This is a genomic window from Streptomyces sp. NPDC059695, from assembly GCF_042733785.1.
GTDB lineage: Bacteria > Actinomycetota > Actinomycetes > Streptomycetales > Streptomycetaceae > Streptomyces.
Genome location: NZ_JBHWFF010000023.1, coordinates 49,020 through 72,361, shown reverse-complemented (window position 1 = coordinate 72,361; position 23,342 = coordinate 49,020). Strand labels below are relative to the sequence as shown.

Annotated in this window: 22 protein-coding genes; 12 read left to right on the top strand and 10 right to left on the bottom strand. The window is 72.3% G+C overall.

The annotated features are described in order from the left end of the window. Positions 1–156: 156 nt before the first annotated feature. Entirely contained in the window at positions 157–663 is a 507-nt protein-coding gene (locus ACFV2S_RS26550) for an SseB family protein (RefSeq protein ID WP_383801512.1), read from the bottom strand. Positions 664–1,001: 338 nt separating this feature from the next. On the opposite strand from ACFV2S_RS26550, the gene ACFV2S_RS26545 reads away from it, so the two are divergent. The 3 genes from ACFV2S_RS26545 (at position 1,002) to ACFV2S_RS26535 (ending at position 4,683) form a co-directional block, all read left to right on the top strand. Further along, entirely contained in the window at positions 1,002–2,831 is a 1,830-nt protein-coding gene (locus ACFV2S_RS26545) for an acyl-CoA dehydrogenase (RefSeq protein WP_385564084.1), read from the top strand. 138 nt (positions 2,832–2,969) lie between these two features. After that, complete coding sequence (locus ACFV2S_RS26540) at positions 2,970–4,277, top strand: M18 family aminopeptidase (RefSeq protein WP_383801515.1); 1,308 nt, start codon at positions 2,970–2,972, stop codon at positions 4,275–4,277. A gap of 61 nt (positions 4,278–4,338) precedes the next feature. Further along, on the top strand, positions 4,339–4,683 hold the full coding sequence (locus ACFV2S_RS26535) for a hypothetical protein (RefSeq protein ID WP_385563922.1): 345 nt from the start codon (positions 4,339–4,341) through the stop codon (positions 4,681–4,683). On the opposite strand, the gene ACFV2S_RS26530 is transcribed toward ACFV2S_RS26535, so the two are convergent. After that, entirely contained in the window at positions 4,680–6,485 is a 1,806-nt protein-coding gene (locus ACFV2S_RS26530; protein WP_385563919.1) for an NHL domain-containing thioredoxin family protein, read from the bottom strand. The two genes, ACFV2S_RS26535 and ACFV2S_RS26530, sit on opposite strands and share 4 nt — an antisense overlap. Before the next feature lie 92 nt (positions 6,486–6,577). On the opposite strand from ACFV2S_RS26530, the gene ACFV2S_RS26525 reads away from it, so the two are divergent. Next, on the top strand, positions 6,578–7,069 hold the full coding sequence (locus tag ACFV2S_RS26525; protein ID WP_385563916.1) for an LURP-one-related/scramblase family protein: 492 nt from the start codon (positions 6,578–6,580) through the stop codon (positions 7,067–7,069). Positions 7,070–7,132: 63 nt separating this feature from the next. On the opposite strand, the gene ACFV2S_RS26520 is transcribed toward ACFV2S_RS26525, so the two are convergent. Continuing rightward, a complete protein-coding gene (locus ACFV2S_RS26520) occupies positions 7,133–8,371 on the bottom strand; it encodes a trans-sulfuration enzyme family protein (protein WP_385563913.1) in 1,239 nt (412 codons plus the stop codon). Positions 8,372–8,434: 63 nt separating this feature from the next. Between ACFV2S_RS26520 and ACFV2S_RS26515 the strand changes: the two genes are divergently transcribed. From ACFV2S_RS26515 to ACFV2S_RS26495, 5 genes are all read left to right on the top strand, one after another. After that, positions 8,435–9,949 carry a PLP-dependent aminotransferase family protein gene (locus ACFV2S_RS26515; protein ID WP_385563910.1) on the top strand — a complete coding sequence of 505 codons (1,515 nt, stop codon included), beginning with the start codon at positions 8,435–8,437 and terminating at the stop codon, positions 9,947–9,949. 145 nt (positions 9,950–10,094) lie between these two features. Beyond that, positions 10,095–10,469, top strand: a complete 375-nt coding sequence (locus ACFV2S_RS26510) for a hypothetical protein (RefSeq protein ID WP_385563907.1) — start codon at positions 10,095–10,097, stop codon at positions 10,467–10,469. A gap of 10 nt (positions 10,470–10,479) precedes the next feature. Then, a complete protein-coding gene (locus tag ACFV2S_RS26505) occupies positions 10,480–11,937 on the top strand; it encodes a hypothetical protein (RefSeq protein ID WP_385563904.1) in 1,458 nt (485 codons plus the stop codon). 17 nt (positions 11,938–11,954) lie between these two features. After that, the gene (locus ACFV2S_RS26500) at positions 11,955–12,563 is read left to right on the top strand and encodes a hypothetical protein (RefSeq protein ID WP_385563901.1); all 609 of its coding nucleotides are present in this window, start codon (positions 11,955–11,957) and stop codon (positions 12,561–12,563) included. A gap of 22 nt (positions 12,564–12,585) precedes the next feature. After that, positions 12,586–13,398: a histidine kinase gene (locus ACFV2S_RS26495; RefSeq protein WP_385563898.1), complete on the top strand. Its 813-nt coding sequence runs from the start codon at positions 12,586–12,588 to the stop codon at positions 13,396–13,398. Between the two features lie 118 nt (positions 13,399–13,516). On the opposite strand, the gene ACFV2S_RS26490 is transcribed toward ACFV2S_RS26495, so the two are convergent. Continuing rightward, entirely contained in the window at positions 13,517–14,320 is an 804-nt protein-coding gene (locus ACFV2S_RS26490) for a carbon-nitrogen family hydrolase (protein ID WP_383791118.1), read from the bottom strand. A gap of 155 nt (positions 14,321–14,475) precedes the next feature. On the opposite strand from ACFV2S_RS26490, the gene ACFV2S_RS26485 reads away from it, so the two are divergent. After that, positions 14,476–15,303, top strand: coding sequence for a maleylpyruvate isomerase family mycothiol-dependent enzyme (locus ACFV2S_RS26485; protein ID WP_383791115.1), 828 nt, complete (start codon positions 14,476–14,478; stop codon positions 15,301–15,303). 50 nt (positions 15,304–15,353) lie between these two features. Here ACFV2S_RS26485 and ACFV2S_RS26480 read toward each other — a convergent pair whose 3' ends face one another. From ACFV2S_RS26480 to pdhA, 6 genes are all read right to left on the bottom strand, one after another. Further along, entirely contained in the window at positions 15,354–16,664 is a 1,311-nt protein-coding gene (locus ACFV2S_RS26480) for a nitrate/nitrite transporter (protein ID WP_385563893.1), read from the bottom strand. Continuing rightward, positions 16,661–17,335, bottom strand: a complete 675-nt coding sequence (locus tag ACFV2S_RS26475; RefSeq protein WP_385563890.1) for a GntR family transcriptional regulator — start codon at positions 17,333–17,335, stop codon at positions 16,661–16,663. Before ACFV2S_RS26475 ends, ACFV2S_RS26480 begins: the two co-directional genes overlap by 4 nt. A 115-nt stretch (positions 17,336–17,450) precedes the next feature. Continuing rightward, positions 17,451–17,945 carry a hypothetical protein gene (locus ACFV2S_RS26470; RefSeq protein WP_385563887.1) on the bottom strand — a complete coding sequence of 165 codons (495 nt, stop codon included), beginning with the start codon at positions 17,943–17,945 and terminating at the stop codon, positions 17,451–17,453. Between the two features lie 106 nt (positions 17,946–18,051). After that, a complete protein-coding gene (locus ACFV2S_RS26465) occupies positions 18,052–19,431 on the bottom strand; it encodes a dihydrolipoamide acetyltransferase family protein (RefSeq protein ID WP_385564081.1) in 1,380 nt (459 codons plus the stop codon). A gap of 31 nt (positions 19,432–19,462) precedes the next feature. After that, a complete protein-coding gene (locus tag ACFV2S_RS26460) occupies positions 19,463–20,443 on the bottom strand; it encodes an alpha-ketoacid dehydrogenase subunit beta (RefSeq protein ID WP_383791105.1) in 981 nt (326 codons plus the stop codon). A 2-nt stretch (positions 20,444–20,445) separates the two neighbouring features. After that, positions 20,446–21,636 carry a pyruvate dehydrogenase (acetyl-transferring) E1 component subunit alpha gene (gene pdhA, locus ACFV2S_RS26455; RefSeq protein WP_385563883.1) on the bottom strand — a complete coding sequence of 397 codons (1,191 nt, stop codon included), beginning with the start codon at positions 21,634–21,636 and terminating at the stop codon, positions 20,446–20,448. A gap of 338 nt (positions 21,637–21,974) precedes the next feature. Between pdhA and ACFV2S_RS26450 the strand changes: the two genes are divergently transcribed. Further along, positions 21,975–22,634, top strand: coding sequence for a response regulator (locus ACFV2S_RS26450; protein WP_383791100.1), 660 nt, complete (start codon positions 21,975–21,977; stop codon positions 22,632–22,634). A 196-nt stretch (positions 22,635–22,830) separates the two neighbouring features. Then, positions 22,831–23,331: a pyridoxamine 5'-phosphate oxidase family protein gene (locus ACFV2S_RS26445; RefSeq protein ID WP_385563880.1), complete on the top strand. Its 501-nt coding sequence runs from the start codon at positions 22,831–22,833 to the stop codon at positions 23,329–23,331. Positions 23,332–23,342 lie beyond the last annotated feature (11 nt).

Sequence of the window (23,342 nt, the reverse complement as noted above, 5' to 3'; positions counted from 1 at the left end):
CACCACACGACCCCGACCCGCCCCGCCCGCCCCTCCACCCCGCGCGCCGCGCCCAGCCGCGCCCGCTCCCGCGCTAACAGCTCGACCCGAGACCGCCCCGCGGGGCCCGCGCCCCCCCCGGCCCCGCGGCCCCCGCCCGTGAGCGTCCCGCCTCCGTCAGCCGTACATCCGCCGCATCGCGAAGTCGACCATCTGCTCCACGGCCTTCGCGTCGAAGACCATGCGGTGGTCGCCCTCCATGTCGAGGACGAAGCCGTAGCCGGTCGGCAGCAGGTCGATCACCTCGGCACCGGTGATCACGAAGTACTTCGACTCCTTGCCCGCGTACCGCCGCAGCTCCTTGAGCGAGGTGAACATCGGGATGACCGGCTGCTGGGTGTTGTGCAGGGCCAGGAAGCCGGGGTTGTCGCCGCGCGGGCAGTAGACCTTGGAGGTCGCGAAGATCTGCTGGAAGTCCTCGGCGGCCAGGGTGCCGGTCGTGAAGGCGCGCACGGCGTCCGCGAGGGAGGGCGGCGAGGGCTCCGGGTAGAGCGGGGGCTGCTGCTGGGCGTATCCGCCGCCCGGCATTCCCGCCTGCATGCCGGCCTGCGGCGGGGCGTACTGCCCCTGCTGGGGCGGCGCGTACTGCTGCTGGGCACCCGGGTTCTGCTCGTAGCCGTACATGGGGCCCAGCCTATCGAGCGCGCCGCCCCGGCAGGACCCTGCCGGGGCGTGACCTCATGGGCCGGGGGGTGGCCGCCCGTCCAGGATCCCGGACGCTCCGTCACCGAACGTATCGGACCGGTTACGCGTCCCACCTCACCCGCCGCCGATTGCCACCCTTCCGTCGGCAAGCCCCCGCACGGCTTTGACCCGCGGGATTGACGTCGCGGACGTCACAGATGGCCGGATAGGGGTTGCTTCTTATTACCGGTGGGTAGCATCATCGGAGAGAGCGTGTTGCTACTCGCTGGTACGTGTACGAGGAATCTGCCCTCCCCGAGCCTTACGGAGCCGTCGCCATGGGCCACTACAAGTCGAATCTCCGCGACATCGAGTTCAACCTCTTCGAGGTCCTCGGCCGCGACAAGGTCTACGGCACCGGTCCGTTCGAGGAGATGGACGTCGAGACCGCCAAGAGCATCCTCGACGAGATCCGCCGCCTCGCCGAGAACGAGCTCGCGGAGTCCTTCGCCGACGCCGACCGCAACCCGCCGGTCTTCGACCCGGAGACCAACACCGCCCCGGTCCCGGCCACCTTCAAGAAGTCGTACAACGCCTTCATGGAGTCCGAGTACTGGCGCCTCGGCATCCCCGAGGAGATCGGCGGCACCGTCTCCCCGCGCTCCCTGATCTGGGCCTACGCGGAGCTCCTCCTCGGCTCGAACCCGGCCATCTGGATGTACTCCTCCGGCCCGGCCTTCGCCGGCATCCTCTACAACGAGGGCAACGAGGCACAGAAGAAGGTCGCGCAGATCGCCGTCGAGAAGCGCTGGGGCTCCACCATGGTCCTCACCGAGCCCGACGCGGGCTCGGACGTCGGCGCCGGCCGCACCAAGGCGATCCAGCAGGAGGACGGCTCCTGGCACATCGAGGGCGTCAAGCGCTTCATCACCTCCGGCGAGCACGACATGGAGGAGAACATCCTCCACTACGTCCTCGCCCGCCCCGAGGGCGCCGGCCCCGGCACCAAGGGCCTGAGCCTCTTCCTCGTCCCGAAGTACGAGTTCGACTGGGAGACCGGCGAGCTGGGCGCGCGCAACGGCGTCTACGCCACCAACGTCGAGCACAAGATGGGCCTCAAGGCCTCCAACACCTGCGAGATGACCTTCGGCGACCAGCACCCCGCCAAGGGCTGGCTCATCGGCGACAAGCACGACGGCATCCGCCAGATGTTCCTCATCATCGAGTTCGCCCGCATGATGGTCGGCACGAAGGCGATCTCCACCCTCTCCACGGGCTACCTCAACGCCCTGGAGTACGCCAAGGAGCGCGTCCAGGGCACCGACCTGGCCAACTTCATGGACAAGGCCGCCCCCAAGGTCACCATCACGCACCACCCCGACGTCCGCCGCTCGCTGATGACGCAGAAGGCGTACGCCGAGGGCATGCGCTCCCTCGTCCTCTACACGGCCTCCGTGCAGGACGCGATCGCGGTCGCGGAGGCGGCCGGCGAGGACGCCAAGGCCCTCCACGGCCTGAACGACCTGCTCCTGCCCATCGTGAAGGGCTACGGCTCCGAGAAGGGCTACGAGCAGCTCGCGCAGTCGCTCCAGACCTTCGGCGGCTCCGGCTTCCTCCAGGAGTACCCGATCGAGCAGTACATCCGGGACGCCAAGATCGACACCCTCTACGAGGGCACCACGGCCATCCAGGGCCAGGACTTCTTCTTCCGCAAGATCGTCCGCGACCAGGGCGCCTCCCTGAACGCGCTGTCCGAGGAGATCAAGAAGTTCCTCGCGGTCGGCACCGGCGGCGAGGAGCTGGCCGGCGCCCGCGACGCGCTCGCCAAGGCCGCCGTCGACCTGGAGGGCATCGTCGGCACGATGATCACCGACCTCACCGCCACCGGCGAGGACGTCAAGAACATCTACAAGGTCGGCCTCAACACCACCCGCCTGCTGCTCGCCTCCGGCGACGTCGTCGTCGGCTACCTGCTGCTGCGCGGCGCCGCCGTGGCCGCCGAGAAGCTGGCCGCCGGAGCCACCGGCAAGGACGTCGCCTTCTACCAGGGCAAGATCGCGGCCGCGAAGTTCTTCGCCGCCAACGTCCTGCCCGGCGTCTCCGCCGAGCGCGCCCTCGCGGACGCCGTCGACGGCTCGCTCATGGACCTGGACGAGGCCGCGTTCTAAGACGCGCCACGTCCCGCAGGCACGGCCCGTCCCCGGGGAGGGGGGCGGGCCGTTCTGCTGCCCCGCCCCCCTCCCGCCCCCGGTTCCCCTTCTCCGGGGCCCCGTATTCGTCTTCCGGTCCCTGCGTAAGGTGAACCCATGAGCAGCGCAGCCTCCCGTCCCACCGCCGGCCCCTTCGACCGCGGCCACACCGACGACCTGATGGCCTTCCTGACGGCCTCCCCCTCGCCCTACCACGCGGTGGCGAGCGCCGCCGCACGGCTGGAGAAGGCCGGCTTCCGCCGGGTCGAGGAGACCGCGGCCTGGGACGCGACCAGCGGCGGGAAGTACGTGATCCGCGGCGGCGCGATCATCGCCTGGTACGTACCGGAGGGCGCCGCCGCCCACACCCCGTACCGCATCGTCGGCGCGCACACCGACTCCCCCAACCTGCGCGTGAAGCCGCGGCCCGACATGGGCGCCCAGGGCTGGCGCCAGGTCGCCGTCGAGATCTACGGCGGAACCCTGCTCAACACCTGGCTCGACCGCGACCTCGGCCTCGCCGGCCGCCTCACCCTCCGCGACGGCAGCCACCACCTCGTCAACGTCGACCGGCCCCTGCTGCGCGTCCCGCAGCTCGCCATCCACCTCGACCGCGGCGTCAACGACGGCCTCAAGCTCGACCGCCAGCGCCACATGCAGCCCATCTGGGGCATCGGCGAGGTCCACGAGGGCGACCTGATCTCCTTCGTCGCCGCCGAGGCCGGCGTCGACGCCGAGGACGTCACCGGCTGGGACCTCATGGTCCACGCGGTCGACGCGCCCGCCTACCTCGGCCGCGACCGCGAGCTCCTCGCCGGACCCCGCATGGACAACCTGCTCTCCGTGCACGCCGCCACCGCCGCGCTCGCCTCCCTCGCCGGCCGCGACGACCTCCCGTACATCCCGGTCCTCGCCGCCTTCGACCACGAGGAGAACGGCTCCGAGGCCGACACCGGCGCCCAGGGCCCCCTCCTCGGCAACGTCCTGGAGCGCTCGGTCTACGCCCGCGGCGGCTCCTACGAGGACCGGGCCCGCGCCTTCGCCGGCACCGTCTGCCTCTCCTCCGACACCGGCCACGCCGTCCACCCGAACTACGCGGAGCGCCACGACCCGACGCACCACCCGCGCGTCAACGGCGGCCCGATCCTCAAGGTGAACGTCAACCAGCGGTACGCCACCGACGGCAGCGGCCGCGCGGTCTTCGCCGCCGCCTGCGAGAAGGCGGGGGTGCCGTGGCAGTCCTTCGTCTCCAGCAACGACATGCCCTGCGGCACCACGATCGGCCCGATCACCGCCGCCCGGCACGGCATCTCGACGGTCGACATCGGCGTCGCGATCCTCTCGATGCACAGCGCCCGCGAACTCTGCGGCGCCGACGACCCGTACCTCCTCGCGAACGCCCTGGTCGCGTTCCTGGAGGGCTGAGCGCCGCCTCGCGCTCCGCGCGAAACATCCGCGAAAGGTCCCGCCTGGCAGCGTCGCCCCCATGCACCGTCATGAGGGTCCGCCGCTGCGGAAGTTCGTCACCGCCGCCGCCGCCGCCGTGCTCCTGGGCACGGCGGCGGCGGCCGTCCTGATCGGCCGGTACGCCGAACGGCCGCCGTGGGGCACCGACATCGCCTACGAGGGCGGCTTCGTCCAGGCCTCCCGGATCCGCGGCTACGACGTCGACGGCTCGCGGACGAAGGCGCTGCTCGCCGGGGAGTGCGCGCTCATGGAGCGGCAGGGGATGGGCGGCGAACGGGCCGTCCACGACCCCGCGGCCTGGGTCGAGGGGTGCCTGGACGGGGCCGCGGGGCGCCCGTCCAGGAACCAGGGGATCGTCCGTTAGCCGTCCATGCCGGCGAGGATCAGCGGCAGGCGGGCGACGCCGTCGGCCGTGACCTTCACCGGGACGCCCCAGTCCTGCTGGTGGACATGGCAGGCCGGGTACTCGTTGGCGGGGTCGTCGTCGCAGGACGCGGCCATCGCCGAGACGTGCAGCACGCCCTCGGTCACGTCCGGGTTCAGGTCGAGCTCGCGGAAGAGGTCGGTCCCGGTGCCGTCGCCGCCGAGCAGCAGCTCCGGCGGGGTCGAGGAGACCAGGAGGCGGGTCGAGGGGCCGTACCGCTCGTCCAGCTTCTGCCCGGTCGGCGCCTGGAAGACCACGTCCAGCCGGAGCCGGCCGGGCGCGACACCGGTGGCCTCGCGCTGCGTCCGGTAGGCGGCGGACTCGACCTGCACGGCCTCCTCGGGAAGCCGCAGCCGGGTCAGCCGGTGCCGGGCCGACTCGACGACGACGATGTCGCCGCCGACGAGGACCGCGTCGCTGGGCTCGCGCAGATCGGTGGCGAGCGTGGTGACCTCGCCGGTGGCGGGGTCGTAGCGGCGCAGCGCGTGGTTGTACGTGTCGGAGACGGCGACCGAGCCGTCGGGCAGGGCGGTCACGCCCAGCGGGTGCTGGAGCAGGGCCTGCCCGGCGGCGCCGTCGCGGTGGCCGAAGTCGAAGAGACCGGTGCCGACGGCGGTGTGGACGACCCCGTCGGTGTCGATCCAGCGGACCGCGCTGGTCTCGGAGTCGGCGATCCACAGCCGGTCCTCGGTGGCGGCGAGCCCGGAGGGCTGCGCGAACCAGGCCTCGGCGGCGGGTCCGTCGACGAGCCCCTCGTTGGTGGTGCCGGCGGCGACCTCCACCGTCTCCGTCGCGGGGTCGTAGGTCCACAGCTGGTGGACGCCGGCCATGGCGATCCACACCTTGCCCTGCCACCAGGCCACGTCCCACGGCGAGGACAGGTCGACGCCGAGCGCGGGACCGGAGGTCGGCGACCCCTGCCACCACTGCTTCCCGGTGCCGGCGACGAGCTCGATCGCCCCGGTCTCCGGGTCGTACGTGCGCAGCGCGTGGTTCACGGTGTCGGCGACGACGACCTTGCCGCCGGGCAGCAGCGCGAGGCCCTGCGGCTCGCGGAAGACCCCCTCGCCGATCCGCCGCACGACGGTCTCCCCGTCCTCGGCGAGCTCGACGAGCTGGTGCCGGGTGGTGTCGGAGACGAGGAAGTTCCCGCTGTCGAGCACGACGGCCTTCCCGGGGAAGCGCAGATCGGTCGCGACGGGCTCGGGCGCCACGTAGGGCCCGTCCCCGCGCCGCAGCGTCCCCTTGGCCTCGTGCTCGGCCTCCAGCTCCTCGACGAGCGTCCGGAGGGCGTTGGCGTGCCCCTCACCGGCGTGCTGGGCGACGACGTACCCCTCGGGGTCGATGACGACGAGCGTCGGCCAGGCACGCACGGCGTACTGCTTCCAGGTCGCGAGCTCGGGGTCGTCGAGCACGGGGTGGTGCACCTCGTACCGCTCGACGGCGTCGACGACGGCCTGGTGCTCGGCCTCGTGCACGAACTTCGGCGAATGCACCCCGACGATCACGAGCGTGTCCCGGTGCTTCTCCTCCAGATCCCGGAGCTCGTCGAGGACGTGCAGGCAGTTCACGCAGCAAAATGTCCAAAAATCGAGCAGAACGATCTTTCCTCGCAGGTCGGCGAGGGTCAGTTCTTCTCCACCCGTGTTCAGCCAGCCGCCCTTGCCGATCAGCTCGGGGGCACGGACACGGGCACGTCGGGGCACGGGCGCGGGGGTGGGCGCCGGGGCGTCATCGTTCATGCTTCAAGCTTGCCATCCGCAGGCGGATGGCCGCGGACCCGTTCACCCGTGGTCCGGGTGAGAAGGGTGGCGGGGCGGGCAGGCATAGGGCCGTGAAATATCTCGTGCGGGACAAGATCTTCGCGATCGGTGACGACTACTGGATCGAGGACGAGCAGGGGCGGCACGCCTTCCTCGTCGACGGCAAGGCCCTGCGGCTGCGCGACACCCTGGAGCTGAAGGATCCCGACGGGCACGTCCTCGTGACCCTGCGGCAGAAGATGTTCAGCCTCCGGGACGCGATGACGATCGAGCGGGACGAGCGGCCGCTCGCGGCCGTCCGCCGCAAGCGGCTGTCCCTGCTCCGCAACCACTACCGGGTGACGCTCGTCGACGGCACCGAGCTGGACGTCAGCGGACGGATCCTGGACCGGGAGTTCACCGTCGAGTACGAGGGGGAGCTCCTGGCCCACATCTCCCGGCGGTGGTTCCACGTCCGCGAGACGTACGCGGTGAACGTGGTGCGCGAGGACGCGGACGCGGCGCTGCAGATCGCGGTCGCGGTCTGCGTCATCCGGATGGCCGAGCGGGAACGGGAGGACTGACCTCGGCCCGGCTCGGACGGCCGCGCGGGAGACCGGGCTCGGGCGGACTCGGAATGGTCGGGTTCAGGAGGCCTTCGTCAGTGCCTGTTCCAGGTCCGTCCACAGGTCCTCGACGTGTTCGATGCCTACCGAGAGCCGGACCGTGCCGGCGCCGATGCCCGCCGCCGCGAGTGCCGTCGCGTCCAGCTGGTGGTGGGAGGTGGACGCCGGGTGCATCACCAGCGTCTTCACGTCGCCGAGGGAGACGCTGAGGGAGGCGAGCCGTACGGACTCGACGAAGGCGCGGCCCGCCTCCCGCCCGCCGGCCAGGTCGAGCGAGATCACTCCGCCGCCCCCGCCGGGCAGCAGCCGCGCCGCGATCGCCCGGTCCGGGTGGCTCGCGAGGGAGGGGTGGCGGACGGCCTCGACCGCGGGGTGCGCTTCGAGCCGGGCGGCGAGCTCGGCGGCGCTCGCGCACTGGCGCTCCATGCGCAGGGACAGGGTCTGCATGCCGCGCAGGGTGAGCCAGGCGGCGAACGGGTCGGTGGACGCGCCCTGCTCGACGGAGTGGCGGCGGACCCGGTCGAAGAGTTCGCGGTCCTTGAAGACGGCGATGCCGCCGAGGACGTCCGCGTGTCCGGCGAGGTACTTGGTGGCGGAGTGCAGGACGATGTCGGCGCCGTGGTCGAGGGGCCGGCACAGCAGCGGGGAGGCGAAGGTGTTGTCGACGGCGACGGGGATCCCGGCCTCGGCGGCGACGGCGGCGAGCGCGGGGATGTCCGCGACGCGGGTGGTGGGGTTGGCGATGGTCTCCAGGTAGAGGAGCCGGGTCTCGGGGCGCAGGGCCGCGCGCACCTCCTCCGGGTCGGTGCCGGAGACGTACGTGACGTCGACGCCCCAGCGGGCGGCGAGGTCGCTGAGGACCGCGTACGTGCCGCCGTACAGGCAGGTCTGGGCGACGACGTGGTCGCCGCTGCCGAGGAGGCCGAGGAGGACGGCGTTGACCGCGCCCATGCCGGAGGCGAAGGAGCGGGCGGCGGTGCCGCCCTCCAGGCGGGCGACGGCGTCCTCCAGGGTGCGGACCGTGGGGTTGCCGAGGCGGGCGTACAGGAAGGCGTCGGGCGAGGTGAAGCCCTCGGCGAGGGCGTCGGCCGAGTCGAAGGCGAAGACGTGCCCCTGGTGGAGGGGGACGCCGAGGGGCCTGCTGCCGGTGATCTCGACGTGGGGAGGGTGGACGGCGAGGGTCTCGGGACGCGCGGAGCCGTGCACGGACCGGGCGGGGGCGGAGTCGTCCGTGAACCGGGTACGCGGGGAGTCGTTCATGAACTCAGTCTCGGGAGGGGCCGTTTGCCTTCACAGGTCCAATCCCGGCAGATTGGTTCGGCGATGGAGCCGATCGAAGCGTCAGCGTCCCCTCCCGCCCGTGACGACCTCGTCGCCCGTCTCGGGCGCTGGTCCGCCGGGCGCGGCCCGCTGTACCTGCTGCTCGCCTCGCGGCTGCGCCGGCTGATCGACGAGGGTGCGCTGCCGCCGGGCACGCTCCTGCCGCCGGACCGGCGGCTCGCGGCGGCCCTGGCCGTGGGGCGTACGACGGTGGTCGCCGCGTACGACGCGCTCCGGCAGGAGGGGCGGCTGGTGCGGCGCCAGGGCAGCGGGACCCGGGTGGCGGCGGCCGCCCTGCCTCTGGACGCGGCCCGGGTGAAGGAGACCTCGAACCCGCTCTTCCTGCACCTCCTGGAGGCGCCGGACGACGTGATCCTGCTGAGCTGCGCGGCGCCCGACCGGCCGCCGGCCGCGCTGGCGGAGGCGTACCGCTCGCTCGCGCTGCCGGCCGGGGACCTCGGCTACCACCCGGCGGGGATCGGGGCGCTGCGGGCGGCGGTCGCGGCCCGGTACGCGGCGCGGGGCGTGCCGACCGGGCCGGAGCAGATCCTGGTCACCACCGGGGCCCAGCAGGCGCTGGCGCTGCTCGCGCGGCTGCTGCTCGCGCCGGGGGACGGGGTGCTCGTGGAGGCGCCGACGTATCCGGGGGCGCTGGATCTGTTCCGGGAGGCGGCGGCCGTGCCGCTGCCGGTGGCGGTGGGGCCGGACGGGGTGGACGTGGCGGAGGCGGTGCGGGTGATGGAGCGTCACCGTCCGGCCCTGGCGTATGTGATCGGGCGGTTCCAGAACCCGACGGGCGCGGTGCTGCCGCCGCTCGCCGGGCGGCGGCTGGTCGAGGCGGCGAACGCGCTGGGCGTGCCGCTCGTGGACGACGAGGTGCTCGCCGATCTCGCGTTCGACGCGGACGCCTGCGGGCCGCCGCTCTCCTCGTACGGCGAGGTGATCGGCGTCGGGTCGCTGAGCAAGGTGGTGTGGGGCGGGCTGCGGATCGGCTGGGTGCGCGGTCCGGCGCCGCTGGTCGGCCGTCTGGCGCGGCTGAAGGCCCTGCACGACCTGGGCAGCGACGTGCCGTCGCAGCTGGCGGCGGTCCGGCTGTTCGACGGCTACGGGCCGGTGCTGGAGGGTCGGCTGCGGGCGGCCCGCGCGGGCCACGGCCATCTGCGGGGCGAGCTGGCGCGGTTGCTGCCGTCGTGGTCCTGCGCGCCGGTGTCCGGCGGGCAGACGCTGTGGGTGCGGCTCCCGCACGGCGACGGGGTGTCCTTCGCGCAGCTCGCCCTGCGCCACGGGGTGGCGGTCCTCCCGGGGGCCACGACCGACGCGCTCGGCGGCAGTCTCCGTCATCTGCGGCTGCACTTCCTGGCGGCTCCGGAGGTGTTGACGGAGGCGGTGCGGAGGCTGGCGGCCGCGTGGGCGGAGTACGGCGGGGGACCCGGGTGCGGCGGGGGACCGGGGGGCGGCACGGGGGCGGAAGCACGTATCGGGACGGGGCGGGCGTTCCTCGGGGGAATCGTCGTCTGACCTTGCGCCCCACCCGGCCCCCGGGGAAACATACGGTGCACCTGCAAAGTGATGAAACATTCTTTCATGGGGGCACCGCGACATGGGCTTTGACGACGAGTGGGCCGGAATACGGTCCGACACGACAGAACAAGGCTCCGTCGCGATGCGGTTGAACCAGCTCGACGGCGGTGGCGGCGGCGGTACGGCGGGCGGCACTCCCGACCTCGCCACCGCACCAGCAAAGAAGAAGGCCGCGGCGAACACGATCGAGACCGAGCTGGAGCCGAACACCGGCAAGGCCGCGAAGTGGGCGGACGAGGCCACCACGGCGGCCGTCGGCGGCTTCGCCGGCTGGGCGACGGCCGAGGGTCTGAAGACCGTCGGGACCACCTGGGACAAGCAGGTCAGGACGCTCCTCGCCCGGCTCGCCTCCGAGAAGACCGCCCTGCGCGGCACCGCGCTGTCGTTCAGCGGGCAGGAACTCGACACCCGCGCCCGGATCGCCGGGGTCCGGCCCTCCGGCATCGAGCGGTACTGAGGGGGCGGCCGTGCTGACGTACTCCGAGATCATGACGACCGACCTGGGCGGCCTCGCCACCGCGGCCGACCGGTGGAACGAGATGGCGGGCGAGCTGAACAAGGTGGAGCAGCGCTACGGGGACAGCGTGCAGTCGCTGACCACCGCGCGGACCTGGCTGGGCGAGAGCGCGACCGCCGCCCACACGAACTTCGCCGCGACCCGGTACGAGTACCAGGCGGCGCAGACCCAGGCCAAGGCCACGGCGACGCTGCTGCGCAACGCCCACGAGCAGTTCACCGAGCTGCGGAAGCAGCTGGAGAACGCCCGCGCGGACGCGGTGAAGGCCGGCATGAAGGTGTCCGAGGAGGGGAGGGTCGCGTACGACTACGAGCGGCTGACCCCCGGGGAGCGCAGCGCCCTGCACCACGACCCGGACGGCGCGAGGAGCGTCCGGGAGGCCGAGACGGCCTGGGCCGAGCACCTGGACGGCTGCGTCAAGGCCTTCGACCTCGCCGACCAGGACCTGAAGAAGGACCTGGAGGCGGTGGTCAGGGACGGCTACCGCGGTGGGAACGACGAGACCTTCGGGACCGGCTTCAACGGGGACGCGGGCAGGGTCTCCGCGGCCGACGACAAGGCCAGGGACGACCGGACGAACCTCGCCTGGCTGAAGATGAGGGACGACGAGACGCTCGACGACTACGTCCAGCGGCTCCAGCGCGACGGCATCGCGAAGCTCACCGGGAACGAGAAGCTCGCCGACCTGGTCGACAAGTTCACCAAGGGCGCGATCACGGCGGGGGCGTTCGCGAGCGCCCTGACGGCCGCCGGCCTCTACTCGTACAAGCTGTCCAAGGCGCTGCGGCCGCCGTTCACGCACCCGACCGCGCCCGGCACCTTCCTGTCGCGGCAGTTCAACATGCGGCTGGCGGGGGCGGCGCCGGGCAGTCTGCTCAGCAAGGTGCCGCCGGGGCTCGCGACCGCGATCACCGGCTCGGACGAGGCCGCGATGTACGGCGGGTTCCTGCGCAACGGCGCCTTCTTCATGCCGGAGGCGGCCGAGGCCAACCTGGTGAGGGTCGCGCAGAACGGCGGCCTCGCCAACGCGGCCAAGGCGGCGGGCTGGCTGCGCGGCGCGGGGGTCGTCGGCGGCGTGGCGGCCACCGCGTACGGCGTGGCCAACCTCGCCACGTACAACACGGACATGATCAAGGCGGATCCCGCGAAGTTCGCCTCGGACCTCACCGGGACGGCCTTCAGCGCCTCGATGACGGCGCTGACGGTGGCCCCGAACCCGGTCACGCTCGGCCTCGCGGTCGGTACGAGTGTGGCGTACGGCGCCGCGCTGATCTGGGACAACCACGAGGCGATCGGGAAGGGTCTGGAGGAGGCCGGGGACTGGGTCGGGGACAGGGCGTCCGACCTCGGGAACAGCGTCAAGGACGGGGCGAAGAAGCTCGGCAGCGCGCTGAACCCCTTCGACTGAGCAGGAGCTGGAAAGAGATGCACAGCCACGTCACGCCGTTCGACCTCCGGGCGTGGAAGGAGGGGAACCGGCACGACTTCCGGGCCGGCTGGACGGGGGTCTCGCCGGAGTTCGGCGAGATCACGCTGACCTGTCCCCTGCCCCGCACCTCCCCCGAGTCGCTCGTCTCGGAGGTGCGCGGCGGGCAGCTCCCGACCGCCTCCTTCGAGACGCGCGGGGCGCACGTCGAGGGCATGCGGCTGCCCGGCCTCAACCGGTCGACGCTGCGGGTCGGCGACCGGATGGTGTACGTGACGCGGAACCGTTTCGGCGCCACTCTGGAGCAGCGCGCCCTGGAGATGCGGTACGCGGGAGACCACTACCGGCTCGCGGCCCTCGACCGGCACGGCTACGTCCTGAGCCGCGCCGCGGACGACGAGGACCCCGGTGTGCGGATCACCGTCCGCGAGAGCGGGCGCGGCAGGAACAGACGGCTCTCCGTGCACGTGGACGGACGGGCCGAGGGCGGCGACCTGGCCCTCGCCCTCGTCTTCGCGGGCGTCGACCGCTCCACCCTGACGCAGCTCGGCGCGGTGAGGGCCGGTCTCTCCCGCGTGACCCATTTCTGGACCGAGTCCCAGTACTGACCACCTGACGATTGAGCGTGAGATGCCTTCCTTCGACGTGACCCGATCCCGCTTCCGGCTGAGCGACGACGAGGTCTTCGTCCTCGCCCAGCTGGCGACCGGTCAGCCGGTCCCGGAGTCCATGGAGCCGGCGGCGGCGCGGCTGCGGGACGCCGGTCTCGCCGACGGGGCGGGCGAGCTGTCCGCCCTCCTCCTGCCGCTGATGAAGACCCTCGTGCAGCCCTCCGTGATCCTCTCCCTGGAGGCCGGGGGCCGGCAGGGCACCCTCCACCACGGGCTGCTGATCGGCGACGAGCACGTCGTGTGCCACGAGACCTGGCCGGGCGAGGAGGAGGCCGAGTACCGGCTCGTGGAGCCGAGGACCGTGGTGTGGACGCTCGCCGACCTGGTGGCCCTGCGCCAGTCGGGCGGCGAGACGGACGAGGAGGTCGTCGAGACGACGGTGGGCGTCCTGGAGGCGGGGCTCACGGCCCTGGAGAAGGCCGCCTCGGTCCCCGGCGCGGACGAGCGCGCCCTGGTCGCGGAGGCGCTGGGCGCGGCGGGCGGTGCCACGGCGGCGCCCCGGCTCGCGGAGCTGATCGTGGAGCTCCGCTCCCAGTGGCGGATGACGGCGGCCTGGCAGGGCCGGCGGGACGGGGCACAGGGCGTGGCCGCGCGGGCGGTGGCGGCCTGGGACTGCGGGCCGCTCGGCTACTGGCTGCGGGAGCTCCCCGCCGAGCCCCTCGCGGAGGGGGCGGCCGGCGAGGGCAGCCCGTTCCGGCTGCGCCGCGTCGCCCCGAAGCGCGTGTGGCAGGAACTGACCGCGCTGCTCCCGGACGCGGCGGAGCTGGGCTAGGGGGCTGGGGGTGTCCTGTCGGCAGGACATCCGGAGCGGGGCTGGAGGTGCCCTGTCGGCAGGACACCCGGAGCGGCGCTGGGGGTGTCCTGCCGGCAGGACAGGACACCCCCCGCGGTCAGGCGCGCCGGGCGGGCGGCGCCGCGATGCCGAGGACCCGGTCCTTGAGCGCCGGGAACTGCTCCCGGGTCGTGCGGACCTTCTCCGGGTCGAGGACGACCCGCAGGACCTCCTCGCCGGGACCGGCCTCCGCCAGGGTCTCGCCCCAGGGGTCGACGACGATCGAGTGCCCGGCCTGCTCCACGCCCGCGTGCGTGCCGGCCGTACCGCAGGCCAGGACGTACGCCTGGTTCTCGACGGCCCGGGCCCGGGCGAGGAGGGTCCAGTGGGCGCGGCGGAGGGCGGGCCAGCCGGCCGGGACGACGAAGGCCTGGGCGCCCGCGTCGACGAGCCCGCGGAAGAGCTCGGGGAAGCGGAGGTCGTAGCAGGTGCCGACGCCGACGGTGAGGTGCGGCAGGTCGACGGTGACGAGGTCCTCGCCGGCGGCCATCATCACGGCCTCGCCCTTGTCGAAGCCGAAGCGGTGGATCTTCCGGTACGAGGCGACGAGTTCGCCGTCGGGGGAGAGGACGAGCGAGGTGTTGTACAGGGCGCCGCCCTCGGCCTCGACGAAGGAGCCGGCGTGCAGCCAGACCCCGGCGTCGCGGGCCGCGTCCGCCATGGCCCGGTGGGTGGGGCCGTTCAGCGGCTCGGACTCGGCGGCGAAGAGGTCGGACGCGAAGGCGCCGACGGTCCACAGTTCCGGCAGGACGACGAGGTCGGCGTGGCCGGATTCCTCCCGTACGAGGCGCGCCACCCGGGCGCGTCGGGCGTCGACCGGTTCGTCCGGGTCTACCGCGATCTGGATCAGCGAGGCGCGCACACTACCACCGTCCTGGCATTCGAGCCGTCTACACCGGCCTACGATCGTCACACGAAAGCACTGCCGGGGTGCCTTCGGGCAGCGTAACTTAGCGTCCGAGCCTCCCACCCAGTCGTGTTTTCAGCCCGCGCACCGAAGAACCGCCGAGGGGTCCCGTGACCGTCCATCCCAGCCTCCAGAACTACGCCGACGCCTGGACCCACTCCATCGAAGCGATAGCCGAGCTGGTGCAGCCGCTCGTGGAGGGCGAGTGGAACCGGCCGACACCGTGCGTCGGCTGGTCGGTGCGGGACATCGTCTCCCATGTGATCGGCATGGAGACCGAGATGCTCGGCGATCCGCGGCCGATCCACTCCCTGCCCCGCGATCTGTACCACGTGCGCAGTGACTTCGCCCGCTACATGGAGGTGCAGGTCGATGTGCGGCGGCACCACACCTCTCCGGAGATGACCTCGGAGCTGGAGTACATCCTGATCCGGCGGGCCCGTCAGCTCCGCAACGAGAACCGCTCGCCGGAGCATCTGATCCGGGCTCCGCTGGGCGCCGAGCAGTCCCTGGAACTGGCCTACCGGGACCGGGCCTTCGACGTGTGGGTGCACGAGCAGGACCTGCGGGCGGCGCTGGGCGTGCCGGGGAACCTGGACTCGGCGGGCGCGCTGGTGACCCGGGACGTGCTGCTGGAGGCGCTGCCGGACGTGGTCGCGAAGGACGCCGGGGCGCCCGCGTCCTCGGCGGTGGTGCTGGACGTGACGGGTCCGGTGGAGTTCCTGCGGACGGTACGGGTCGACGCGGAGGGCCGCGGTTCGATCGACGGCGCGCCGTCCCTGGGCCCCGCGGTGACGCTGGCGACGGACTGGGAGACGTTCGTCCGCCTCGCCTGCGGCCGGGTCCGGCCGGCCGAGGTGGCCGACCGGGTCAAGACCGAGGGCGACGCGGACCTCGCCGCGGCGATCCTGGACAACTTCGCGGTGACGCCCCGGTAGATCGCGGCGGCCCATGGGCGACGGATCCGCGACGCCCTGGCCGACCCCCGTCAGACGGGTACGTGCACGGCCTCGACGCGGCTGGCGACGAGCCGTTCCCGTTCCCTGCGGTGGGTGCGGGACTTGAGGCGCAGGATCTGCGCGAGTCCGACGATCTCCAGGACGAAGACCGAGGAGAACGCGATCCGGTAGTTGTCGCCGGTCGCGTCGAGCAGGACGCCGACGGCGAGCAGCGTCGTCATCGAGGCGACGAAGCCGCCCATATTGACGATGCCGGAGGCGGTGCCCTGGCGCTCCGGGGGGTTGGCCGGGCGGGCGAAGTCGAAGCCGATCATCGAGGCCGGTCCGCAGGCGCCCAGGACCGCGCAGAGGGTGACGAGCAGCCACATCGGCGCATGGTCGCCGGGGTACGCGAGGGTGGTCCCCCACAGCAGGGCGGTCGCCGCGACCGTACCGAGGGCGAGCGGCGCGCGGGCCGCGTGGTGGCGGGCGATGATCTGCCCGTACGCGAGGCCGACGACCATGTTGGAGAGCACGACCAGGGTGAGCAGCGTCCCGGCGGTGGACCGCGAGAGGCCCTGCGCCTCGACGAGGTACGGCAGTCCCCAGAGCAGCAGGAACACCATGGCCGGGAACTGGGTGGTGAAGTGCACCCACAGGCCGAGCCGGGTGCCGGGCTCCCGCCAGGACTCGGCGATCTGGCGGCGGACGTAGGCGGCGCCCGCGTGCGGGGAGGGCGCGGGCTCGTACCCCTCGGGGTGGTCCTTGAGGAAGAGCAGCAGCAGGACCAGGACGAGGACGCCGGCCAAGGAGCTGCCGACGAAGGTGGCCGTCCAGCCGAAGCCGTGCAGGGCGCGGGCGATGAAGACGGTGGAGACGAGGTTGCCCGCCATGCCGATGAGTCCGGCGAGCTGGGCGATGAGCGGGCCGCGACGGGCCGGGAACCAGCGGCCGCCGAGGCGCAGGACGCTGATGAAGGTCATGGCGTCGCCGCAGCCGAGGAGGGCGCGAGAGGCGAGCGCCGTGCCGTACGAGGGGGAGAGCGCGAAGCCCAGCTGTCCGACGGTGAAGAGGACGACGCCGAGGGTCAGGACCCTCTTGGTGCCGAGCCGGTCGACGAGGAGGCCGACGGGTATCTGCATGCCGGCGTAGACGAGGAGCTGGAGGATGGAGAAGGTGGAGAGGGCGGAGGCGTTGACGTCGAAGCGGTCGGCGGCGTCGAGTCCGGCGACGCCCAGCGACGTGCGGAAGATGACGGCGACGAAGTAGACGGCGACGCCGACGCCCCAGACGAGGGCGGCGCGGCGTCCGCCGGGCGGGTCTCCGGGGAGGGTGACGGCGGATCCGTAGGAGCTGTTCACCGCTCCTCACCCCGGACCAGGACCTTGACCCAGCTGAGGTGCTGGCGGACGCAGTGCGCCGCGCCCTCGACGTCACCGGACTTGATGCGGTCGAGGATCTCGGCGTGCTCGGTGATGTTCTTGGCGATGCGGTCGGGCTGGGACTGCATCACGGCGACGCCCATGCGCAGCTGGCGGTCGCGGAGCTGGTCGTAGAGGCGGGCGAGGATCTGGTTGCCGGCGTGCTTGACGATCTCCGCGTGGAAGCAGCGGTCGGTGACGGCGACCTCGGCGAGGTCCCCGGACTGCGCGTGCCGCTTCTGCTCCTCCAGGAGCTCTTCGAGGCGGGCGATCAGCACGGCGGGCGCGGGCACGGCCCTGCGGACGGCGAACTCCTCGACGAGCAGGCGGGTCTCGACGACGTCGGCGATCTCCTGGGCGGAGACGGCGAGGACGAGGGCGCCCTTCTTCGGGTAGAGCTTGAGCAGCCCTTCCATCTCCAGCTTGAGCAGCGCCTCGCGGACGGGGGTCCTGGACACCCCTACGGCCTGGGCGAGTTCGCCCTCGGTGAGGAGGGTCCCTCCCTCGTACCGGCGGTCGAGTACGGCCTGCTTGACGTGCATGTAGACACGGTCGGCGGCGGGGGCCTGCTTGAGGGGCTGCGGGGCGGGGCCGGCTGGCGCTGATGGCATGCGCACAGCATAGATACAACAGAGGTGCAACAGGCAGCCCCGTCCACATCGCGGACGGGGCGAAGAGGACCGGGACCAGGTGCTCCCGGACATGGCCGGCCGTAGGGAAAGCGGCTCAGCCCGCTTTCCCGTAGCGGTGGTCGTAGTACTTCTCACCCGCGACGAGAGCGGAGGTGAAATGCGCCGGAATTCCCTCGGCATTCCGCGGGACCTTCTGGGAGGTCTGCCGCGTGAAGCCGAGCGATACCCCCGGGACCACGGGATTCTCCGGATTCTCCGCGTCGACCGCCCAGCCGCGCGCCGCGGCCCGCGCCAGGATGTCGTCGGCCGGAAGCCGGAACACGTCCGCACCGTCGAGCAGGACCCGCGTCGAGGTCTCCCGCCCCTCGCCCGGCCACCACAGCTCGACCGCGGTGACGGTGTCCTCCTCCTCCAGGAGCACCTCCACGCCGACCTTGTCGCACGTCGCCGAGACGGTCACGAGGACGCGGCCGGGACGGGTGCGGACCCGGGGCTCGCCCCAGGGGGCCACGGCGGCGACGGCCTCGTCGAGCGTCATCCCGAGCCGCACCGGCCCGGCACCGTGCGGGGGTTCGAGCAGCAGGTCCATGCGCCACCCGTGCCTTTCTCGTTCGGGTGTCTCCGTCGGCACGCGACATCCGGCGGCGGCAGGAGCCACCGCCGGATGTTTCACGTGAAACGGACGAACCCGCGCACTACGCCCAGGTGATGAGCCGCTTCGGGTTCTCCAGGATCGCGGCGACGTCGGCCAGGAACTTGGAGCCGAGCTCGCCGTCGACCAGGCGGTGGTCGAAGGAGAGGGCCAGCGTGGTGACCTGGCGCGGCTTCACCTTGCCCTTGTGGACCCACGGCTGGAGCTTGATCGCACCGACCGCGAGGATCGCGGACTCGCCCGGGTTCAGGATCGGCGTACCGGTGTCGACGCCGAAGACGCCCACGTTGGTGATGGTGAAGGTGCCGCCCTGCATCGCCGCCGGGGTCGTCTTCCCCTCGCGGGCGGTGGCGACGAGCTCGCTCAGGGACTTCGAGAGCTCGGGCAGGGTCTGGGCGTGCGCGTCCTTGATGTTCGGCACGATCAGACCGCGCGGGGTGGCCGCGGCGATGCCCAGGTTCACGTAGTGCTTGAGGACGATCTCCTGCGCCGCCTCGTCCCAGGCCGCGTTGATGTCCGGGTTGCGCCTGGCCGCGACCAGGACGGCCTTGGCGATGACGAGGAGCGGGTTGACCCGCAGGCCCGCCATGTCCTTGTCGGACTTGAGCTCCTCGACCAGCTTCATCGTGCGCGTGATGTCGAAGGTCACGAACTCGGTGACGTGCGGGGCCGTGAAGGCCGAGCCGACCATCGCCGCGGCCGTGGCCTTCCGTACGCCCTTGATGGGCACACGGGTCTCCCGGGCGTCCGACGCCACCGCCGGCACCGCGGCGGGCGCCGCGACCGGGGCCGGAGCGGCTACGGGCGCCGGGGCCTCGACGGCCGGAGCGGGCGCCGGAGCGGCCGCCGCGTGGACGTCCTCGCGGGTGATGATGCCGTCCGGGCCGGTCGGGGTGACCGACGCCAGGTCGACGCCGAGGTCCTTGGCGAGCTTGCGGACCGGGGGCTTGGCCAGCGGGCGGGGGGCGGCCGGCGCGTGGCCGTTGAGCTGCTCGGGCACGACCACCGGAGCGGCGGCGGGCGCCGTCGCCGTCGATGCCGCCGGCGCCTTGCGGGCGCGCCGCTTGGTGGAGGTGGCGGCCACGCCGTAGCCGACGAGGACCGGCTGGCGGCCCTCCGGCTCGGGCTCGGCGGCCGGCACCGGAGCGGGCTCCGGGGCCGCGACGGCGGCGGGGGCCGCCGGCGCCTCGGGAGCGGCTCCGCCGCCCACGTTCACGGAGATGATGACCTGGCCGACGTCGACCGTGGTGCCCTCGGGGAACAGCAGCTCGTGGACCGTCCCGTCGAACGGGATCGGCAGCTCCACGGCCGCCTTCGCCGTCTCGACCTCGCAGACGACCTGCCCGTCGGTGACGGTGTCACCGGGCTGGACGTACCACTTGAGGATCTCGGCCTCGGTCAGGCCCTCGCCCACGTCGGGCATCTTGAATTCGCGGATCGTCACGGTGCTCTCCTCAGTACGCCAGCGAGCGGTCGACGGCGTCGAGCACGCGGTCCAGGCCCGGCAGGTACTCCTCCTCCAGGCGCGCCGGCGGGTACGGCGCGTGGTAGCCGCCGACCCGCAGGACGGGGGCCTCCAGGTGGTAGAAGCAGCGCTCGGTGATCCGGGCGGCGATCTCCGCGCCGGAGCCGAAGAACACCGGCGCCTCGTGGACGACCACCAGGCGGCGGGTCTTCTCGACCGAGGCCTGGATGGTGTCGAAGTCGAGCGGCGAGATCGAGCGCAGGTCCACGACCTCGACCGACTTGCCCTCCTCGGCCGCGGCGGCGGCCGCCTCCAGACAGGTCTTCACCATCGGGCCGTACGCGACGAGGGTGAGGTCCGTGCCCTCGCGGGCGACGCGGGCCTTGTGCAGCTCGCCCGGGATGGCCTCGGTGTCGAGCTCGCCCTTGTCCCAGTACCGGCGCTTGGGCTCGAAGAAGATGACCGGGTCGTCGCTCTGGATCGCCTGCTGGAGCATCCAGTAGGCGTCGGAGGGGTTCGCCGGGGTGACGACCTTGAGACCGGCGACGTGCGCGAAGAGCGACTCGGGGGACTCCGAGTGGTGCTCGACGGCGCCGATGCCGCCGCCGTACGGGATGCGGATGACGATCGGCATCTTCACGGTGCCGAGCGAGCGGGCCCGCATCTTCGCCAGCTGGGACACGATCTGGTCGTACGCCGGGAAGACGAAGCCGTCGAACTGGATCTCCACGACCGGCCGGTAGCCGCGCAGCGCGAGACCGATCGCGGTGCCGACGATGCCGGACTCGGCGAGCGGGGTGTCGATGACCCGGTCCTCGCCGAAGTCCTTCTGCAGGCCGTCGGTGATCCGGAAGACACCGCCGAGCTTGCCGACGTCCAGGCCCATGATCAGGACCTTGGGGTCGGTCTCCAGGGCCTTGCGCAGCGACTCGTTGAGCGCCTTGGCGAGGGGAAGCTTCTGAACAGCCATGATTACTCGGCCTCTCCGCCCTCGAAGGACGCCTGGTAGGCGGCGAACTGCGCGCGCTCCTCGTCGACGAGCGCGTGCCCGTCCGCGTACACGTTGTCGAAGATCGCCATGTGCTCCGGCACCGGCATGGCGCGGACGACCTCGCGGACGTGCTTGCCCAGCGCCTCGCTCTCCGTCTCCAGCTCCTCGAAGAAGGCGGCGTCGGCGTGGCCCTCGCGCTCCATGTAGGCCTTGAGGCGCAGGATCGGGTCCTTGGCCTCCCACTCCTCCCGCTCCGCGTCGCGGCGGTAGCGGGTCGGGTCGTCGGAGGTGGTGTGGGCGGCCATGCGGTAGGTGTACGCCTCGATGAGCGTCGGGCCCTCACCGCGGCGGGCGCGCTCCAGGGCCGACCGGGTCACCGCCAGGCAGGCGAGGACGTCGTTGCCGTCGACGCGGATGCCGGGGAAGCCGAAGCCGGCGGCGCGCTGGTAGAGCGGGACGCGGGTCTGCTTCTCGATGGGCTCGGAGATGGCCCACTGGTTGTTCTGGCAGAAGAACACGACCGGGGCGTTGTAGACCGCGGAGAAGACGAACGCCTCGTTGACGTCGCCCTGGCTGGAGGCGCCGTCGCCGAAGTACGCGATCACGGCGGAGTCCGCGCCGTCCTTGGCGATGCCCATGGCGTAGCCGGTGGCGTGCAGGGTCTGCGAGCCGAGGACGATCGTGTACAGGTGGAAGTTGTTGCTGTTGGGGTCCCAGCCACCGTTGTTCACGCCGCGGAACATGCCGAGGAGGTTGGTGGGGTCGACCCCGCGGCACCAGGCGACGGCGTGCTCGCGGTAGGTGGGGAAGACGTAGTCGTCGTCCCGCAGCGCGCGGCCGGAGCCGATCTGGGCGGCCTCCTGGCCCAGCAGCGAGGCCCACAGGCCCAGCTCGCCCTGACGCTGCAGGGCGGTGGCCTCGGCGTCGAAGCGACGGCTGAGGACCATGTCGCGGTAGAGACCGCGCAGCTCCTCGGCGCTCAGGTCGATGTCGTAGTCGGGGTGCTGGACGCGCTCCCCTTCGGGCGTCAACAGCTGAACGAGCTCGGGCTCCGAGGCCGTGGCGGGCTTCGTCGTCGCCTTCTTGGTGGTGCTCGTGCTCGCGCTTGCGGTGCGCTTGGTGCCGCTGCTGCGTCGCGTCGTCTTGCGCGCGGCAGTGCTCTCCACGGTCACGTGCGTGCTCCTCCGTCGGTCCGGCCCCCGGGTTCGCCGGTGAGGCCAGTGCGGCTCCGCCTTGTCCGTACCTTCGCACGGGGTGGGTGCGACGCGGCCGGAGTCGGGCGTGACAGGTGCCCCGGCGAACGCCGTCATAGGCACGTTACCCATTACGCGGCATTCCCGCGAAACCCCACTTGACCTGCGATTTTGCTTGGATTTCCAAGTAAATCGAGAAATGGGGGAAGCGCCGCTGGTCAGCGCATGGACAACGACCCGACGCCGTCGTCGGAACACCCGGCACGTTATCCCGCGCACCCCGGGCGCCGGAAGACCCAATATGTGAGACTGACTGCGTGCGCGAAGAAGGAAAAATCCGGGTATTTCTGCTGGACGACCATGAAGTGGTCCGGCGCGGCGTCCACGAGCTGCTCTCCGTGGAGGACGACATCGAGGTGGTCGGCGAAGCCGGCACGGCTGCGGACGCGCTGGTCAGGATCCCCGCGACCCGCCCCGACGTCGCGGTGCTCGACGTCCGGCTGCCCGACGGCAGCGGAGTGGAGGTGTGCCGGGAGATCCGCTCGCAGGACGAGTCGATCAAATGCCTGATGCTGACCTCGTACGCGGACGACGAGGCGCTCTTCGACGCGATCATGGCCGGGGCCTCGGGTTACGTGCTCAAGGCCATCCGGGGCAACGAGCTCCTCAACGCCGTGCGGGACGTGGCGGCCGGCAAGTCCCTGCTCGACCCGGTGGCCACCGCCCGGGTCCTGGAGCGGCTGCGCGACGGCAACAACCCGAAGCGCGACGACAAGCTCGCCGCCCTGACCGAGCAGGAGCGCCGGATCCTGGACCTGATCGGCGAGGGCCTGACCAACCGGGTCATCGGCGAGCGGCTCCACCTCGCGGAGAAGACCATCAAGAACTACGTCTCCAGCCTGCTGTCGAAGCTGGGCATGGAACGGCGCTCGCAGGCCGCGGCATACGTGGCGCGGCTCCAGGCCGAGCGTCACTGACGGGCCCGCACGCAAGCGGGCCCCACAGACCGCCCGCACGCAAGCGAGCGCCGCGGACGGCCCGCACGAAGGGAGGTCCCGCCTCACCCGCACGGGCCGGGCGGGGCCCACGGCCCCGATTCGGGACCAACGTCCCCGTCGAACCGGGGCAGGCGCCCCTTTTCCGGCACCGCGCCGGTGGCGGAGAGTGGAAATCATGTCCACCGACGAGATCCGCGCCATCGAGCTGCTCAGCCGCGTGTCGTACGGCCGGGTGGCGACGAGCATGCGGGCGATGCCGTTCGTCGCCCCCGCCCGCCACATCGTGGCCGACGGCCGCGTCCTGCTCCGGATGCACCGCGGCCTCGGCTACCACCGCGCCTGCAACGGCAGCGTCGTCGCGTACGGCGCGGACAACTTCGGCTCGGACGCCGAGCACGTCTGGTCCGTGCAGTTCACGGGTACCGCCGAGATCGTCGAGCCGACGGACCGGCAGCGGGCCGCCTTCGGCCCCGAGCCCGTCCAGGTGGACGGCGAGCCCTTCACGCCGGTGTTCATGCGGATCGAGCCGCAGTTCGTGACGGTCCACGAGCTCGACTACAGCGGGCGGCCCGAGAGCGGCACGCCCGCCGAGGGCCCCCGATCCGAGGGCCACTCCCCCGAGGGACACCCCTCCGAGGGACGTTCCCCGGAGCGACACCTCCACCACGCAGCGTGATCTAACATCTG